Annotated in this window: 13 protein-coding genes; 8 read left to right on the forward strand and 5 right to left on the reverse strand. The window is 67.5% G+C overall.

Going from position 1 to position 14,493, the window contains the following annotated elements:
* On the forward strand, positions 1 to 618 hold a 618-nt coding region (locus NM2_RS44095), incomplete at its 5' end, for a GtrA family protein (protein ID WP_169816358.1).
* A gap of 151 nt (positions 619 to 769) precedes the next feature.
* Positions 770 to 2,779, forward strand: a complete 2,010-nt coding sequence (locus NM2_RS44100) for an ArnT family glycosyltransferase (RefSeq protein ID WP_067683035.1) — start codon at positions 770 to 772, stop codon at positions 2,777 to 2,779.
* Between the two features lie 91 nt (positions 2,780 to 2,870).
* On the opposite strand, the gene NM2_RS44105 is transcribed toward NM2_RS44100, so the two are convergent.
* The gene (locus tag NM2_RS44105) at positions 2,871 to 5,339 is read right to left on the reverse strand and encodes a phosphoketolase family protein (protein ID WP_084532248.1); all 2,469 of its coding nucleotides are present in this window, start codon (positions 5,337 to 5,339) and stop codon (positions 2,871 to 2,873) included.
* Between the two features lie 125 nt (positions 5,340 to 5,464).
* On the opposite strand from NM2_RS44105, the gene NM2_RS44110 reads away from it, so the two are divergent.
* The 5 genes from NM2_RS44110 to clpX all read left to right on the forward strand — a co-directional run bounded on the left by NM2_RS44110 (position 5,465) and on the right by clpX (position 10,666).
* Positions 5,465 to 6,040, forward strand: a complete 576-nt coding sequence (locus NM2_RS44110; protein ID WP_067683037.1) for an FKBP-type peptidyl-prolyl cis-trans isomerase — start codon at positions 5,465 to 5,467, stop codon at positions 6,038 to 6,040.
* Between the two features lie 188 nt (positions 6,041 to 6,228).
* Positions 6,229 to 7,614, forward strand: coding sequence for a trigger factor (tig, locus tag NM2_RS44115; RefSeq protein WP_067683063.1), 1,386 nt, complete (start codon positions 6,229 to 6,231; stop codon positions 7,612 to 7,614).
* 151 nt (positions 7,615 to 7,765) lie between these two features.
* Positions 7,766 to 8,356, forward strand: a complete 591-nt coding sequence (locus NM2_RS44120; protein WP_067683039.1) for an ATP-dependent Clp protease proteolytic subunit — start codon at positions 7,766 to 7,768, stop codon at positions 8,354 to 8,356.
* Positions 8,357 to 8,386: 30 nt separating this feature from the next.
* Positions 8,387 to 9,055 (forward strand): ATP-dependent Clp protease proteolytic subunit, encoded by a 669-nt coding sequence (locus tag NM2_RS44125; RefSeq protein WP_067683065.1) that lies wholly within the window; start codon positions 8,387 to 8,389, stop codon positions 9,053 to 9,055.
* Positions 9,056 to 9,382: 327 nt separating this feature from the next.
* On the forward strand, positions 9,383 to 10,666 hold the full coding sequence (gene clpX / locus NM2_RS44130; RefSeq protein WP_067683067.1) for an ATP-dependent Clp protease ATP-binding subunit ClpX: 1,284 nt from the start codon (positions 9,383 to 9,385) through the stop codon (positions 10,664 to 10,666).
* Between the two features lie 467 nt (positions 10,667 to 11,133).
* Here clpX and NM2_RS44135 read toward each other — a convergent pair whose 3' ends face one another.
* A complete protein-coding gene (locus NM2_RS44135; protein ID WP_067683040.1) occupies positions 11,134 to 11,730 on the reverse strand; it encodes a TIGR03086 family metal-binding protein in 597 nt (198 codons plus the stop codon).
* A gap of 154 nt (positions 11,731 to 11,884) precedes the next feature.
* Here NM2_RS44135 and NM2_RS44140 point away from each other — a divergent pair, with 154 nt between their 5' ends.
* Positions 11,885 to 12,313, forward strand: coding sequence for a MarR family winged helix-turn-helix transcriptional regulator (locus tag NM2_RS44140; RefSeq protein ID WP_245718541.1), 429 nt, complete (start codon positions 11,885 to 11,887; stop codon positions 12,311 to 12,313).
* 164 nt (positions 12,314 to 12,477) lie between these two features.
* Here the strand turns inward: NM2_RS44140 and NM2_RS44145 are convergent, their stop codons facing one another.
* The 3 genes from NM2_RS44145 to fdhD all read right to left on the reverse strand — a co-directional run bounded on the left by NM2_RS44145 (position 12,478) and on the right by fdhD (position 14,454).
* Entirely contained in the window at positions 12,478 to 13,011 is a 534-nt protein-coding gene (locus NM2_RS44145) for a hypothetical protein (protein WP_067683044.1), read from the reverse strand.
* Positions 13,012 to 13,113: 102 nt separating this feature from the next.
* Complete coding sequence (locus NM2_RS44150) at positions 13,114 to 13,488, reverse strand: nuclear transport factor 2 family protein (RefSeq protein WP_067683045.1); 375 nt, start codon at positions 13,486 to 13,488, stop codon at positions 13,114 to 13,116.
* Positions 13,489 to 13,551: 63 nt separating this feature from the next.
* Positions 13,552 to 14,454 (reverse strand): formate dehydrogenase accessory sulfurtransferase FdhD, encoded by a 903-nt coding sequence (gene fdhD, locus NM2_RS44155; RefSeq protein WP_067683046.1) that lies wholly within the window; start codon positions 14,452 to 14,454, stop codon positions 13,552 to 13,554.
* Positions 14,455 to 14,493 lie beyond the last annotated feature (39 nt).

Raw genomic sequence — 14,493 nt, forward strand, 5'->3', positions numbered from 1 at the left:
GAAGGCGTCTGGCGGGTCAGCAAGGGCCTGGCCAAGGGGACGTTGCCGGTGAACGAGCTGCGCGCGGCCATCGGCCGCGAACCCCTGGTCGACGGCGTGCCGCTGGGCATGGTCGGGCAGCTGGTGCGTTTCGGCATCATCGGGGTGATCTCGACGCTGGCCTACATGCTGCTGTATCTGGTGTTGCAGCCGTTCACCGGCCCGCAGGCGGCGAACTTCCTGGCGCTGCTGATCACCGCGGTCGGCAATACCGCGGCCAACCGGGCGTTCACGTTCGGGGTGCGCGGTTCGGCCAATGCCGTCTCGCACCAGGCCCAAGGCCTGCTGATCTTCGCGTTCACCTGGTTCCTGACCAGTGGCTCGCTGTTCGCACTGCATCACTGGGCTGCCGGTGCGGCCGTGCACCTGGAACTGTTCGTGCTGGTGGTCGCGAATCTGGTCGCCACGCTGATCCGGTTCGTCGCACTGCGCTGGGTGTTCCGTGATGCGGTTCCCGCCGCCGCGATCCGAAACGAGCAGGTCGCGAGCGAGATGGCCGCCGCCGAGATGGCCGCCCCGTCCGCCGACACCTCCGAGATGGCGCTCGCGTCCCAGGGCGAGCGGCTGTACGCCGAGTAGCAGCCCCATCGACCGTCACCGTGGCCGGGATCCCAGCGGATCCCGGCCACGGTCGTGTCCGGGCAGCGGTTCGACCCGGACAGTGGGCTCCCAGCTTTTTCCCAGGGTGGTCCCAGGAGGCGAATGGGCGGATGGACCATGATTGGTCGCTATGACCGACACCGCGATAGCGCCGAGTGTGCCGAGCAGTCCACCCGCCCGCCCGAGGCGAGGTGCCCTGCGCCGGGAGAATCTTGCCGTGGCCCTGCTGCTGATCGGGACCGCGGTCGCGTATCTGTGGAATCTGGGCCGGGACGGATGGGCCAACTCGTTCTACGCGGCCGCGGTGCAGGCGGGGGCGCATTCGTGGAAGGCGTTCTTCTTCGGCTCCTCGGACTGGGGTAATTCGATCACCGTCGACAAGACGCCCGCCTCGCTGTGGCCGATGGAGATCTCGGCACGGCTGTTCGGCATGCACCCGTGGAGCATGATGCTGCCGCAGGTGCTGCTCGGCGTCGCCTCGGTGGCCCTGCTGTGGGCGACGTTGCGCCGCACGCACGGCAGTGCCGCGGGCGTCCTGGGCGGGCTGGCCCTGGCGGTGACGCCCGTCGCGGCGATGATGTTCCGGTTCAACAATCCGGACACGCTGCTGGTATTCCTGATGGTCGCCGCGGTGTGGGCGATGACCCGCGCGCTGGAGGACGGACGCTGGCGCTGGCTGGTGCTGTGCGGCGTACTGGTCGGATTCGGTTTCCTGGCAAAGCAATTGCAGGTGCTGCTGGTGTTGCCCGCGCTCGCGGTGACCTATCTGATCGCCGGTCCGCCGCGGTTGGGCGCCCGGCTGCTGCAACTGTGCGCGGCCGGGGTGGCGATGATCGTGGGCGCGGGCTGGTGGGTGCTGGTCGCCCAGCTGTGGCCCACCTCGTCGCGGCCGTACTTCGGTGGCTCCGAGCACAATTCGATCATCGAACTGACCCTCGGCTACAACGGGCTCGGGCGGCTCGGGATCGGGTCGGACAGCGGTACGATGCCCGGACCGCCCGGAGGCGGGCATATGCCCAAGGGCGGGTTCTTCGGTTCCGAGGCCGGGATCACCCGGATGTTCCAGGAGACCGTCGGCGGTCAGATCGGCTGGCTGATCCCGGCGGCGGTGGTGCTGCTCGTCGCGGGAATCCTGTTGCGCGGCAAAGCATCCCGGACAGATCCGCAGCGGGCCGCGCTGATCCTGTGGGGCGGCTGGATGCTGGTCACCGGACTGGTGTTCAGCTTCATGCAGGGCCTGTTCCACCAGTACTACACCGTGGCCCTGGCGCCCGCGGTCGCCGGGACCGCCGGGCTCGGCGCGGTGATGGTGTGGCGCGAGCGCGATCGGCTGTGGGTGCGGTTCGCCGCGGCGCTGGCCGTCGCGTTGACGGTTGCCGCCGCGGTCATGCTGCTCTCCCGCACCCCCGACTTCGTGCCGTGGCTGCGCTGGGTCGTGCTGGTCGTGGGCATCGCGGCCACCCTGGCGCTGCTGATTCCCCGGCAGCGCGCACTCGCCCCGGTGACGGCGGTGGCCGCTGTGCTGGCCGTGGTGGCCGGTCCGTTCGCCTATTCGGTGGACACGCTCGCCACAGCGCACACCGGCGGCATCCCGCTGGCCGGGCCGAAGACGGCTTCGGGCGGGTTCCCGTCCTTCGGGCCACCGTCGGGACAGAACGGGCCGCAGGGCGGCCAGGGCGGCCCGGCGAACGACCAGGGTGCACCCGCCGATGCGAATACCCCTGCGGGACAGAAGGATCAGCGGCATCACCGATCGCCGTTCGATGACACGTCCGCTCCGGCGCTGATCGCGAAGCTGCGTGACGGCTGTGCGAACTACACCTGGGCCGGGGCGTCGGCGGGCTCGATGTCGGCCTCGGACCTGCAACTGGACTCCGGCTGTTCGGTGATGCCGATCGGTGGTTTCGGCGGCGGGGATCCCTCGCCGACGCTGCGGCAGTTCCAGGACTACGTGGCGCACGGCCGGATCCACTATTTCATCGGCCGTTCCAAGGACGACGACATGCGCGGTCCCGGCTTCGGCGACGAGACCTCCGCGGCATCGGAGATCACCAAGTGGGTCGAGCAGCACTACGCGGCCACCACCATCGGCGATCTGCCGGTCTACGACCTGACCGCACCGGAACACGCTGCGGGATAACCGATCCGGGTCGACCCGCGCCCTCACAGGCGCGGGTCGACGGGCCAGGCGGGCCTGGGCGGTGTGGACCAAGGAGTGTTCGCGGGCCAGGTCAGGCTACGGAATAGGGCCACTTCCACTCCGCGACCGCGGGAATGTCCACCCCGTGCTCGCGAGTCCAGGCGCGTGCGGCCAGCCGGGCGTCGACCATCTCCTGACGCAGCCCGGCGGCGCGCTCGCGCAGCCCGGGCACTCGGTCCACCACATCGATGACCAGGTGGTACCGGTCCAGGTCGTTGAGCATGACCATATCGAAAGGCGTTGTCGTAGTGCCCTTCTCCTTGTATCCGCGGACATGCAGACCGCTGTGGTTGGTGCGGCGGTAGGCCAGGCGGTGGATCAGCCACGGATAGCCGTGGAAGGCGAAGATCACCGGGCGGTCGGTGGTGAACAAGGTGTCGAACTCGCTGTCGGCGAGCCCGTGCGGATGCTCCTCCCGGGGCATCAGACGCATCAGATCGACCACGTTCACCACGCGGATCCGCAACTGCGGCAGTCGTTCTCGCAGGATCGCCGCCGCGGCCAGGGTCTCCAGCGTCGGCACGTCACCGGCACAGGCCAGGACCACGTCGGGGCTGGTTCCGGTCTCGTCGTTGTGCCCGGCCCACTCCCAGATGCCGCTGCCGCGGGTGCAGTGCGCGGTGGCCTCCGGCACCGAAAGCCAGTCCGCCTGAGGCTGTTTCCCCGCGACGACGACGTTCACGTAGTGCCGTGACCGCAGACAGTGGTCATAGGTGGACAGCAGCGTATTGGCGTCCGGCGGCAGATACACCCGCACGATCTCCGGGCTCTTGTTCAGCACGACGTCGAGGAATCCCGGGTCCTGATGGGTGAATCCGTTGTGGTCCTGCCGCCAGACGTGTGAGGACAGCAGATAGTTCAGGCTCGCGATGGGCAGCCGCCACGGCACCGCGGCGCTGGCGTCGAGCCACTTGGCGTGCTGGTTGAACATCGCGTCGACGATGTGGATGAACGCCTCGTAGCAGGTGAACACCCCGTGCCTGCCGGTGAGCAGATACCCCTCCAGCAGCCCCTGGCACATGTGCTCGGACAGCACCTCCACGACCCGTCCGGTCCGGTCCAGACTCACGTCGTGCTCACCGATCTCGGCCTGCCAGTCGCGCCCGGTGACGGTGAGGATGTCCTGTAAGCGGTTGCTGGCCAGCTCGTCGGGGGCGAAGGTGAGGAAGTTGTCCGGATTGGCCGCGGTGACATCGCGCAACCAGATGCCCAGTACCTGTGTGGCCTCGTGGCTGGTGGCGCCCGGTGCGGGCACCTCGACGCCGTAGTCCCGCCAATCCGGCAGCCGCAGATCCCGGACCAGCGCGCCGCCGTTGCTCACCGGATTGGCGCTCATCCGCCGATCCCCGAGCGGCACGAGCGCCCGCAGCGCGGGTATCGGCGCGCCGGTGTCGTCGAACAGCTCCCTCGGCCGATACGACAGCAGCCACTCTTCGAGCACCGCCCGATGCCGGGCGTCGGTGCGGGCGGCGGGCAGCGGCACCTGATGGGCCCGGAAGGTGCCCTCGACCCGGTCGCCGTCGACCATTGGGGGACATGTCCAGCCCTTGGGCGTGCGCAGCACGATCATCGGCCAGGCCGGGCGATCGTCCACCCCGTCCTCGCGAGCGGCGCGCTGAATCTCGTCGATCCGGTCCAGGCAGGTGTCCATGGCCGCGGCGGTCGCCTGGTGAACCGCCGCCGGGTCATCGCCCGCGACGATGATCGGCTCGTAGCCGTATCCGCGCAGCAGCGAGATCAGCTCGGTCTCCGGGATACGCGCGAGCACAGTCGGATTGGCGATCTTGTACTCGTTCAGCGCCAGGATCGGCAGGACCGCGCCGTCCCGGCCGGCGTTGAGGAACTTGTTCGCATGCCAGCTGCCCGCCAGCGGGCCGGTCTCGGCCTCGCCGTCGCCGATGACGCAGAACACCGTCAGATCCGGATGATCCAGTGCCGCGCCGAAGGCGTGCAGCAGCGAGTAGCCGAGCTCGCCGCCCTCGTGGAAAGAACCGGGCGTCTCGGGGGCGCAGTGGCTCGGCACGCCGCCCGGATAGGAGAACTGGGCGAACAGTTCGCGCATACCCTCGGCGTCGCGGGCGATATGGCTGTACAGCTCCGAATATGTGCCCTCGAGCCAGCCGCAGGCGTTCGGGCCCGGACCGCCGTGGCCCGGCCCGGCCACGAACACCGCGTCCAGATCGCGGGCCAGAATCGCGCGATTGGCGTGTGCCCACACCAGATTCAGGCCCGGAACCGTGCCGAAATGGCCGAGCAGTCGCGGTTTGATGTGCGCGGGCTCGAGCGGTGTGTGCAGCAGGGGATTGGCCGTCAGATATATCTGCCCGACCGCGAGATAGTTCGCCGCCCGCCACCACGCGTCCAGATCCGCGAGTTCCTCGCGGGTGAGTGGCCCGGATGCGTCGGACAGCTGATAGGGCCGCGGCGCGATGGTCTCGCCGCCGTGGCCACTGATGTTGTCGGCCGAAGTCTCCTCGGTGACGGTTGCCGGATCGGTCATGCGCAGAATCCCTCTCGGACGAAAGGTTGTGCTGACTCGGAACGGTGCGTGATGTAACCGCTTCGGATTCGGCTCCCACGCTACCGGCTCGGCACGCGCGGACACCGTGGATTAGGGTGCGGCGCATGCACACACTGGCCAGAATTCTCGGTGCGACGGCGGTCACGGCGGCCGCGGTCGCGCTCACCGCCTGCGGCAGTAGCAGCACCTCGTCGTCCTCCTCGACCTCGGCCGGCGCCGCCGCCTCGGCCAGCGCCCAGGCCGACGCCGCCGCACCGTCCGGCCACGGGCGTGAATGCACCGCCGACGACGTCAAGACCACTGGCGGTTTCGGCGACGCTCCGACGATCACCATTCCCGGCGATTGCGATCCGCCCACCCATCTGGTGACCAAGGACCTGATCACCGGAACCGGACCGGCCGCGAAGACGGGCGATCAGGTCAGCATGAACTACACCCTGGTCACCTGGTCGGACAAGAAGAAGCTGGACAGCTCCTTCGATCGGCACGAGCCGTTTCCGCTGCAACTCGGTGCGGGCCAGGTCATCCCGGGCTGGGATCAGGGCCTGGTCGGCATCAAGCAGGGCGGCCGCCGCCTGCTGATCATTCCGCCCGATCTCGGCTACGGCGAGGGCGGCAACGGCATAAAGCCCAACGAAACCCTGGTCTTCGTCACCGACGCGGTCAAAGTCGGGAGCTGACTCGCGCCGTCGGCTGGTCTCGTCGGAGCGGCGGTTCTTGTCGGATGTGCCCTGTAGCGTTCGGTGAGCAGGGGAACACCGGTTTCTGCCCGCAGACCGGGGTCGACTAGGCTGTTCGGGATGCGTCCGGGGGACGAACATGAAGACTATCGACAACATCCAGTGAACAACGAACAAGGAGCATGTCCGTGAAGAGCACCGTCGAGCAGCTGAGCCCGACTCGGGTCCGCATCAATGTCGAGGTGCCCTTCGAGGAGCTGAAGCCGGACTTCGATCGGGCCTACAAGGCGTTGGCCGGTCAGGTACGTATTCCGGGCTTCCGTCCGGGCAAGGCCCCGGCCAAGCTGCTCGAGGCGCGGCTGGGTCGCGGCGCGGTCCTCGAACAGGTCGTCAACGATGCGCTCCCGGCCCGGTACAGCGAGGCCGTGACCACCAGTGAGGTCAAGGTCATCGGCCAGCCGGAGATCGAGATCACCAAGATCGAGGACGGCCAGGAGCTGGCCTTCACCGCCGAGGTGGACGTCCGCCCGGAGATCAGCCTGCCCGATTTCTCGGGCATCGCGGTCACGGTCGACCCGATCGCGATCGAGGATGCCGACATCGAGGAGCAGATGCAGTCGCTGCGCCAGCGGTTCGGCACCCTGACCACCGCCGAGCGCGCGGTGCAGGACGGCGACTTCGTCTCCATCGATCTGTCGGCCACCGTCGACGGCCAGGACGTCCCCGAGGCGTCCACCACCGGGCTGTCCCACGAGGTCGGTTCGGGCCAGCTGATCGAGGGCCTGGACGAGACCCTGATCGGCCTGAACGCCGAGGAGTCCAAGGAGTTCACCTCCACCCTGGTCGCCGGTGAGCACGCCGGTAAGGAGGCGGTCATCACCGTCAAGGTGAACTCGGTCAAGGAGCGCGAGCTGCCCGAGGCCGATGACGAATTCGCCCAGCTGGCCAGCGAATTCGACACCATCGACGAGCTGAAGGACGACCTGCGCACCCGCGTCGAGCGGGTCAAGAAGGTCGAGCAGGCCGGCGTCATCCGGGACAAGGTGCTCGAGACGCTGCTGGAGCAGACCGAGGTGCCGCTGCCCGAGGGCGCGGTGCAGGCCGAGATCGACGCGGTCCTGCACGACGCGGTGCACGGCTTCGACCACGACGAGGCCAAGTTCGCCGAGGCGCTCGAGGCGCAGGGTTCCTCCCGCGAGGAGTTCGACAAGGAAACCAAGGAATCCGCGGAGAAGTCGGTGAAGACCCAGCTGCTGCTGGATGCCGTCGCCGACGCCGAGGGCACCCAGGTCGGCCAGGACGAGCTGACCGAGCGGATCCTGTTCCAGGCGCAGCGGTACGGCCTGTCGCCCGAGCAGTTCATCCAGCAGGTGCAGCAGGCCGGTCAGCTCGGCGCGATCTTCGCCGACGTCCGCCGCGGCAAGGCGCTGGCCGGTGTGGTCGGTCAGGCCACCGTCACAGACACCGCGGGCAACACCGTGGACACCGCCGAAATGTTCGGTGAGCCTGCCGATTCCGAGGACGAGGAGCAGGGCGAGCAGGCCGCGGAGACGACTGCCGCGACCGCCGAGTGATCAGGGCAACGCGCAGCGTATTTGCGCTGTAAGCGAAGACAGGGCGGTACCGGGAGTTCGGTGCCGCCCTGCTTCGTTAGGGTTTGTGTCAGCGAATAGAGACTGCGTGCTTGCGAGCAGCGAGCCGGTGAGAGAGGGCAGGTATCCGTTAATGACATCCCCAACTTCTGGGCTCAACCTGAGTGATTCGGTCTACGAGCGCCTGCTGCGGGAACGAATCATCTTCCTGGGCACCGACGTCAACGACGACATCGCCAACAAGTTGTGCGCCCAGATGCTGCTGTTGTCGGCCGAGGACCCGACGCGCGACATCTCGCTCTACATCAACTCGCCGGGTGGTTCGGTCTCGGCCGGTATGGCCATCTACGACACCATGCAGTTCGTGGAGTGCGACATCATGACCATCGGCATGGGCCTGGCGGCCTCGATGGGCCAGTTCCTGCTGACCGCCGGTGCGAAGGGCAAGCGACTGGCCCTGCCGCACGCCCGGATCATGATGCACCAGCCGTCGGCGGGCATCGGCGGCACCGCGGCGGACATCGCCATCCAGGCCGATCTGTACGCGAAGAACAAAGAGGAGATGAACCGCCTGCAGGCCGAGCACACCGGCAAGACGGTCGAGCAGATCGAGGCCGACGCCGATCGCGACCGCTGGTTCACCGCCGCGGAGGCCCTGGACTACGGCTTCATCGACCGCGTGATCAGCCGCGAGGCCCAGGCCAATAACGGCCAGAGCGAATAAGCACACCCCACAAGGACTTTGGAGACGAAGATGGCCAATCTTTTCGACCCGCGTTCGGGCCTCGGCGGCAAGGCGTCACAGGGCGCGCAGTCGCGCTACATCCTGCCGTCGTTCGTGGAGCACTCGAGCTTCGGCGTCAAGGAGTCGAACCCGTACAACAAGCTGTTCGAGGAGCGCATCATCTTCCTCGGCATGCCGATCGACGACACCGTCGCGAACGATGTCATGGCGCAGCTGCTGGTGCTCGAGTCGCTGGACCCCGACCGCGACATCACCATGTACATCAACTCGCCCGGCGGTGACGTGACCGCGCTGATGGCCATCTACGACACGATGCAGTACGTGCGCGCCGACGTGGCCACGGTCTGCCTCGGCGAGGCGGCTTCGGCGGCGGCGGTGCTGCTGGCGGCCGGAACCCCGGGCAAGCGCGCCGCGCTGCCCAACGCCCGTGTGCTGATTCACCAGCCGCGCACCGGCGGTATCCAGGGCCAGGTCTCGGACCTGCAGATCGCGGCGGCGGAGATCGAGCGGATCCGTTCCCAGATGGAGGCCATCCTGGCCCGCCATACCGGGAAGACGGCCGAGGAGGTCCGCAAGGACACCGACCGCGACAAGATCCTCACCGCGCAGGATGCCAAGGAGTACGGGATCGTCGACCAGGTCTTCGACTACCGCAAGCTGAGCGCCCAGAAGAAGTGAGTGGTCGGGCGGCGGCGTCCCGGTGGCCGTAGGCTATGGGTACTGGGACGCGCCGACCATGACCTCGAGTCCGGTCGAACCGGACACGGCGTCGTGAGAAACACGCCAAGTTGTCGCCCCGTATCGGGCTCAGCAGGTACGGTCATTCCAGGGACCTTTGCTCGTGGTTGTCGGCAAGGACCGCACAAACTCATCATGTCGGGGCCGGGGGAGTACCAGCCGGTGGCCGACACCGCACAGGGAGTAGCGGGTAGCGTTGTTTGAAGGCGGCTTGTCGGCGACCGGAACAGACGGTTGCACGCGGACAAGGAAGTAGGGACCCACGAGATGGCGCGCATCGGTGATGGCGGCGACTTGCTCAAATGCTCGTTCTGCGGAAAGAGCCAGAAGCAGGTCAAGAAGCTCATTGCGGGACCGGGGGTGTACATCTGTGACGAGTGCATCGACCTGTGCAACGAGATCATCGAGGAGGAACTCGCCGAATCGAGCGAGGTCAAACTCGACGAATTGCCCAAGCCCGCCGAGATCCGGGAGTTCCTGGAGAACTACGTGATCGGCCAGGACACCGCCAAGCGCACGCTCGCGGTCGCGGTCTACAACCACTACAAGCGAATTCAGGCCGGTGACAAGAGTCGCGACGGCCGCGGTGAGCCGGTCGAGCTCACCAAGTCGAACATCCTGATGCTGGGTCCCACCGGCTGCGGTAAGACCTATCTGGCCCAGACGCTGGCCAAGATGCTGAACGTCCCGTTCGCCATCGCGGACGCCACGGCGCTGACCGAGGCCGGATATGTCGGCGAGGATGTGGAGAACATCCTGCTCAAGCTGATCCAGGCCGCCGATTACGACGTCAAGCGCGCCGAGACCGGCATCATCTACATCGACGAGGTCGACAAGATCGCCCGCAAGTCCGAGAACCCGTCGATCACTCGCGACGTCTCCGGCGAGGGTGTGCAGCAGGCGCTGCTGAAGATCCTGGAGGGCACCCAGGCCAGCGTGCCGCCGCAGGGCGGACGTAAGCATCCGCACCAGGAGTTCATCCAGATCGACACCACGAACGTGCTGTTCATCGTGGCGGGCGCGTTCGCGGGCCTGGAGAAGATCGTGCAGGACCGGGTCGGCAAGCGCGGCATCGGATTCGGCGCGGAGGTCCGCTCGAAGGCCGAGATCGACACCACCGATCACTTCGCCGACGTGATGCCCGAGGATCTGATCAAGTTCGGCCTGATCCCGGAGTTCATCGGCCGTCTGCCCGTCGTGGCCTCGGTGACGAACCTGGACAAGGATTCGCTGGTCAAGATCCTGTCCGAGCCGAAGAACGCGCTGGTCAAGCAGTATGTGCGGCTGTTCGACATGGACGGCGTCGACCTGGAGTTCACTCAGGACGCCCTCGAGGCCATCGCCGATCAGGCGATTCTGCGCGGCACCGGTGCTCGCGGCCTGCGCGCCATCATGGAAGAGGTGCTGCTGCCGGTGATGTACGACATCCCGAGCCGCGACGACGTCGCCAAGGTGGTCGTGAACGCCGACACCGTCAACGACAATGTGCTGCCGACCATCGTCCCGCGCAAGCAGGCTCAGCGCACCGAGCGTCGCGAGAAGTCCGCCTGAGTTTTTCGCCTACACGTCCGAACGGGCCCCGGGAGATGAATCTCCCGGGGCCCGTTTCGAATTCGGCCTGCTGTCGGCTACGCCGGTGTGCTCGGCCTGTTGATGCGATCGAGCGTCATGAGTGCTGCGGCTGACCTGGGGCGGCACTGCCGACGCGAGAACACGACAGGCTGCCGGGTCGAGTGACCCCTGTGCCGCCGACAGCGTGAGCCGTCGCAGACCCGGAGCGGACGACTCGGACGACTACACATCCGTGCAGGTCCCGGGAACAATCTCGCTGGGCCTCTGCGTGATTCGCAGCTGCGATACAGGTGCGCCCGTCCAGTCCCCTGTCGATGCACCGACCTGGATGTGGCGAGTGGGCCCGACGCGGGTGATCGAGTGGCGTGAATCAGCCAGTGGCGCGATGGTGCGGATCGTTCGGGGTCGCGGGTCGATGGTGTGCGGCTGTGATGATTGCGGATGGGTCAGTGCGGCCAGGACGGGTTACGGCCCAGGTGGGCCAGGATGTGGTCGAGGGGCGTGGCGTCCGGGGTGACCGGAAGTTCCGCGGCGAAGGCCGATGAGGCCGCGCGGGCCCCGCCGGTGGGCACCATGCCGGTTATCTCGAGTGCGGGTTCGACGAAATCGTCGGCGAGCCGGTAGGGCACGTCCAGGGCGCGGGCGATATCCCAGCCGTGCACGACGTAGTCGATGAAGTGGGCGCGCAGGGCCATGCTGCCGGGAGCTCGAGCGCCCGTGCCGAATTCGGGGAGGTCGAAGATTCGCTCCAGGATGTCGGGCCGGTCGTAGGCGGCGGTGACCTCCGCGGCGGCATCGGCGTAGTCGCGCACCGGGTCGGCGGCGAGCGGTCGCGCTTTCCAGACGTCGAGGTCCGCACCGTTACCGCGCGCGGCGGCGGCGAAACCCCGATGCTGAACGGTCATGTGCGCCAGCAGATCTGCGACTGTCCACGCGGCGCACGGGGTGGGACGTTCGAGGTGGTCGGGGGTCAGGTGGGAGACGATCTCGACGGAGTAGTCGACGGCGCGGCGATTCAGATCGCGGATATCGGGAGTGCTCATACCCGAAATAGTAAGCTTATGCGTATCGTATGTCCATGCTTACTAATTGAAGCACGTAAAGTCTGCGGACATGACGGAGTTCGATGGCGGCGCTTCCGGGGATCCGGCGGGGCCGCGTGAGCTGTCTTCGCCACGCCGTCCCGACCTGGCCGCGATGATCGCGCCGCTGGCGCGCGCGCTGATGTCGGCGGAACTGCCTGTACTCGACAAGCACGGGCTGACCATGTGGGCCTATGCCGTACTGCTCGGGCTCGATCGCGGTCCCGCGCGCGGGCAGGGTGTGCTGGCTCAGGAGATCGGCGCGGACAAGACGCGGATCATTCCGGTACTCGACGACCTGCAGCAGCGCGGTCTGATCGAGCGCCGACCGGACCCCGCGGACCGGCGGGCGCGGGTGCTGGCGCTGACCGCCCGGGGGCGGGCGTTGCGCGACGCGGCGCAGGCCGATATCCAGGCCAAGGAAGAGATATTGCTGAGCAGGCTCGACGCCGACGACCGGCGCGGCCTACTGAACTCCCTGATCGTCCTCTCGGCGCTACCGCGCGAGGAGATCGTCGGGAGGGACGGTCCCACACCCCCTTGAGCACACGGCGGGCGCGCGCTGCACCCGCCCGGACCGGTGACGATCGGTATGGCCGCTCGTGCCCGTTGCCGGAGGTCGCCGTTGATCTCCCTGGTTCACCGTTGAACCTTCGTCCGCTATTGAGGAAATCGGCGGCAATGGCGAGCTTGTTACGGCCGATCCACTCATCTGTTACGACGACCCGGCAGCCGGAAAGTCATCGGCGCGGGATCGCGGAGTTGGACGCGTTCGCGCGGTGCGGCCAGCGCCGCGACCAGGCCGAGCAGCGGCAGCAGGATCGCGGCGGCGATTTCGAGAACGTAGTTGCCCGTGGACATTCCGTCCGGATGGTGCGTGAGGTGATAGATCATGTGCGGCACCCCGAACACCACCCAGCCGCCACCGGCCACCCGTGCGAGCAGGCTGTCGCCGTAGCACAGCGCGGCGGCGGTCATCGCGCCGAGTGCGAGGAAGAACGCGCCCGTGTCCGCGATCAGGTGATGATTGTACGGGCCGTCCATCGCGACCCAGTTCAACCCGAGGCCGGGCATGCTGCGGTAGAACGGCCCGGGGGCGAAGACGCCCCAGAGTCCGGTGAGAATGCCCGCGATCGCCAGGATCCACAAGGTGATTCGGGTGATCAGCCAGCGTCGCCGGTTGACGTCCAGTCGCATCCGTACTCGCAGGTTGTCCCCTGCGCGCTCGAAAGAGATCCGCATCCGGTCCTCCCGCCTCGCCGCACTCGCGTTGCAGTCACGGTAATTCGGGCGAATGCCGCGGACAAGACCGTCGGCGTGGCGGGCGGCGTGGCGTGGCGGAGGTCAGATGGGTTCGACCTGCAGGTCGTCCTGGCTCCAGTAGGCGCGCATGCTCAGGATGCGGCCCTCGTCGTCGAATTCCATGATGTCGATCGGGGAGATCGTCATCCGGTGTCCGTGTCCCTCGGAGACCAGGGTGAACGCGACCGCGGCGTGGTTGCCCGAGACGCGGATCGCGAGGGGTTCGGCCTTGCGCTGCAAGGGCTCCAGGGCCGCGTACATCTCTCGGATGGCCTCGTGTCCGCGACGTGGTTCGCTGCCGATCGGATCCTCCACCACCGCCTCGGGCGCGTAGAGTTCGAGGACCTGCGCGGCCGTACCGCTCGCCACCAGCTCGACGTACCGTTCGACCGTCGCGCGACTCTGCTGCGTACCCATGACTGCTCCCAATGGATTGAAACGTGTTCCAATTTCGCAGCGTAGCAGTCGCGGGCCCCGAGATCAGTCGGCGTGCGCGCTGAGTGGAACGGCGGTGAGGCGTTCGGGCGCGGAGTAGACGTTCATGGTCTGGCCGCGCAGGAAGCCGACCAGCGTCAGTCCCGTCTCCAAGGCCAGGTCGACGGCCAGGGAGCTGGGCGCGGACACCGCGCCGAGCATGGGGATCCCGGCCATCACGGCCTTCTGCACGAGTTCGAACGAGGCCCGGCCGCTGACGATCAGCACCAGATCGTGCGCGGGAATCCGGTCCTGGCGCAGGGCCCAGCCGATCACCTTGTCCACCGCGTTGTGGCGGCCGACGTCCTCGCGCACGGCCACGACCTCACCGTCGGCGGTGAACAGCCCCGCGGCGTGCAGGCCGCCGGTGGAGTCGAAAACCTTTTGGCGGGCGCGTAATTCGTCCGGCATGGCGGTCAGGGTCGCGGTGTCCACGGCCGGGCCGTTCACCGGCAGCGGGTAGCGGCTGCGGGTGCGGACCTCGTCGAGGGTGGTTCTGCCGCACAGGCCGCAGGCGCTGGTGGTCAGCACGTTGCGGGCGGAAATCGGTGTGGGCGTGCGTAGTTCGATATCCAGGATGTTGTAGGTGTTCTGCCCGGCGACGGTGTCGGACGGCGCTTCCGGGAAGCCCAGATGGTTGCGCATATTGCTCGCGCCGGGCGCGCAGCGGTCCGCACCGGCGCAGTATCGGGCCGAGACGATGTCATGCGCCGAGCCGATGATGTTCTCGCTCAACAGGAATCCGTGCGCCAGGTCGACGTCGTTGCCCGGGGTGCGCATGGTCACCGTCAGCGATTCTCCGTCGACGCGCAGCTCGAGCGGTTCCTCCACGGCCAGGGTGTCCGGACGCCGCACCTGCCCGTCGGCGGTGATCCGCAGTGTCCTGCGCCGGGCCGTCACCCTGCTCATCGTGCTGCCTCGTTCCTTCTCTCGCCCAGTGTCATCCGC

This window comes from Nocardia miyunensis NBRC 108239, from assembly GCF_001613065.1.
Classification (GTDB): domain Bacteria; phylum Actinomycetota; class Actinomycetes; order Mycobacteriales; family Mycobacteriaceae; genus Nocardia; species Nocardia miyunensis.

Excerpts from the sequence above, each read along its gene's own strand:
- NM2_RS44100 (WP_067683035.1), top strand. The coding sequence starts at position 770 with ATGACCGACACCGCGATAGCGCCGAGTGTGCCGAGCAGTCCACCCGCC.
- NM2_RS44105 (WP_084532248.1), bottom strand. The coding sequence starts at position 5,339 with ATGACCGATCCGGCAACCGTCACCGAGGAGACTTCGGCCGACAACATC.
- NM2_RS44110 (WP_067683037.1), top strand. The coding sequence starts at position 5,465 with ATGCACACACTGGCCAGAATTCTCGGTGCGACGGCGGTCACGGCGGCC.
- NM2_RS44120 (WP_067683039.1), top strand. The coding sequence starts at position 7,766 with ATGACATCCCCAACTTCTGGGCTCAACCTGAGTGATTCGGTCTACGAG.
- NM2_RS44125 (WP_067683065.1), top strand. The coding sequence starts at position 8,387 with ATGGCCAATCTTTTCGACCCGCGTTCGGGCCTCGGCGGCAAGGCGTCA.
- clpX (WP_067683067.1), top strand. The coding sequence starts at position 9,383 with ATGGCGCGCATCGGTGATGGCGGCGACTTGCTCAAATGCTCGTTCTGC.
- NM2_RS44135 (WP_067683040.1), bottom strand. The coding sequence starts at position 11,730 with ATGAGCACTCCCGATATCCGCGATCTGAATCGCCGCGCCGTCGACTAC.
- NM2_RS44140 (WP_245718541.1), top strand. The coding sequence starts at position 11,885 with ATGATCGCGCCGCTGGCGCGCGCGCTGATGTCGGCGGAACTGCCTGTA.
- NM2_RS44145 (WP_067683044.1), bottom strand. The coding sequence starts at position 13,011 with ATGCGGATCTCTTTCGAGCGCGCAGGGGACAACCTGCGAGTACGGATG.
- NM2_RS44150 (WP_067683045.1), bottom strand. The coding sequence starts at position 13,488 with ATGGGTACGCAGCAGAGTCGCGCGACGGTCGAACGGTACGTCGAGCTG.
- fdhD (WP_067683046.1), bottom strand. The coding sequence starts at position 14,454 with ATGAGCAGGGTGACGGCCCGGCGCAGGACACTGCGGATCACCGCCGAC.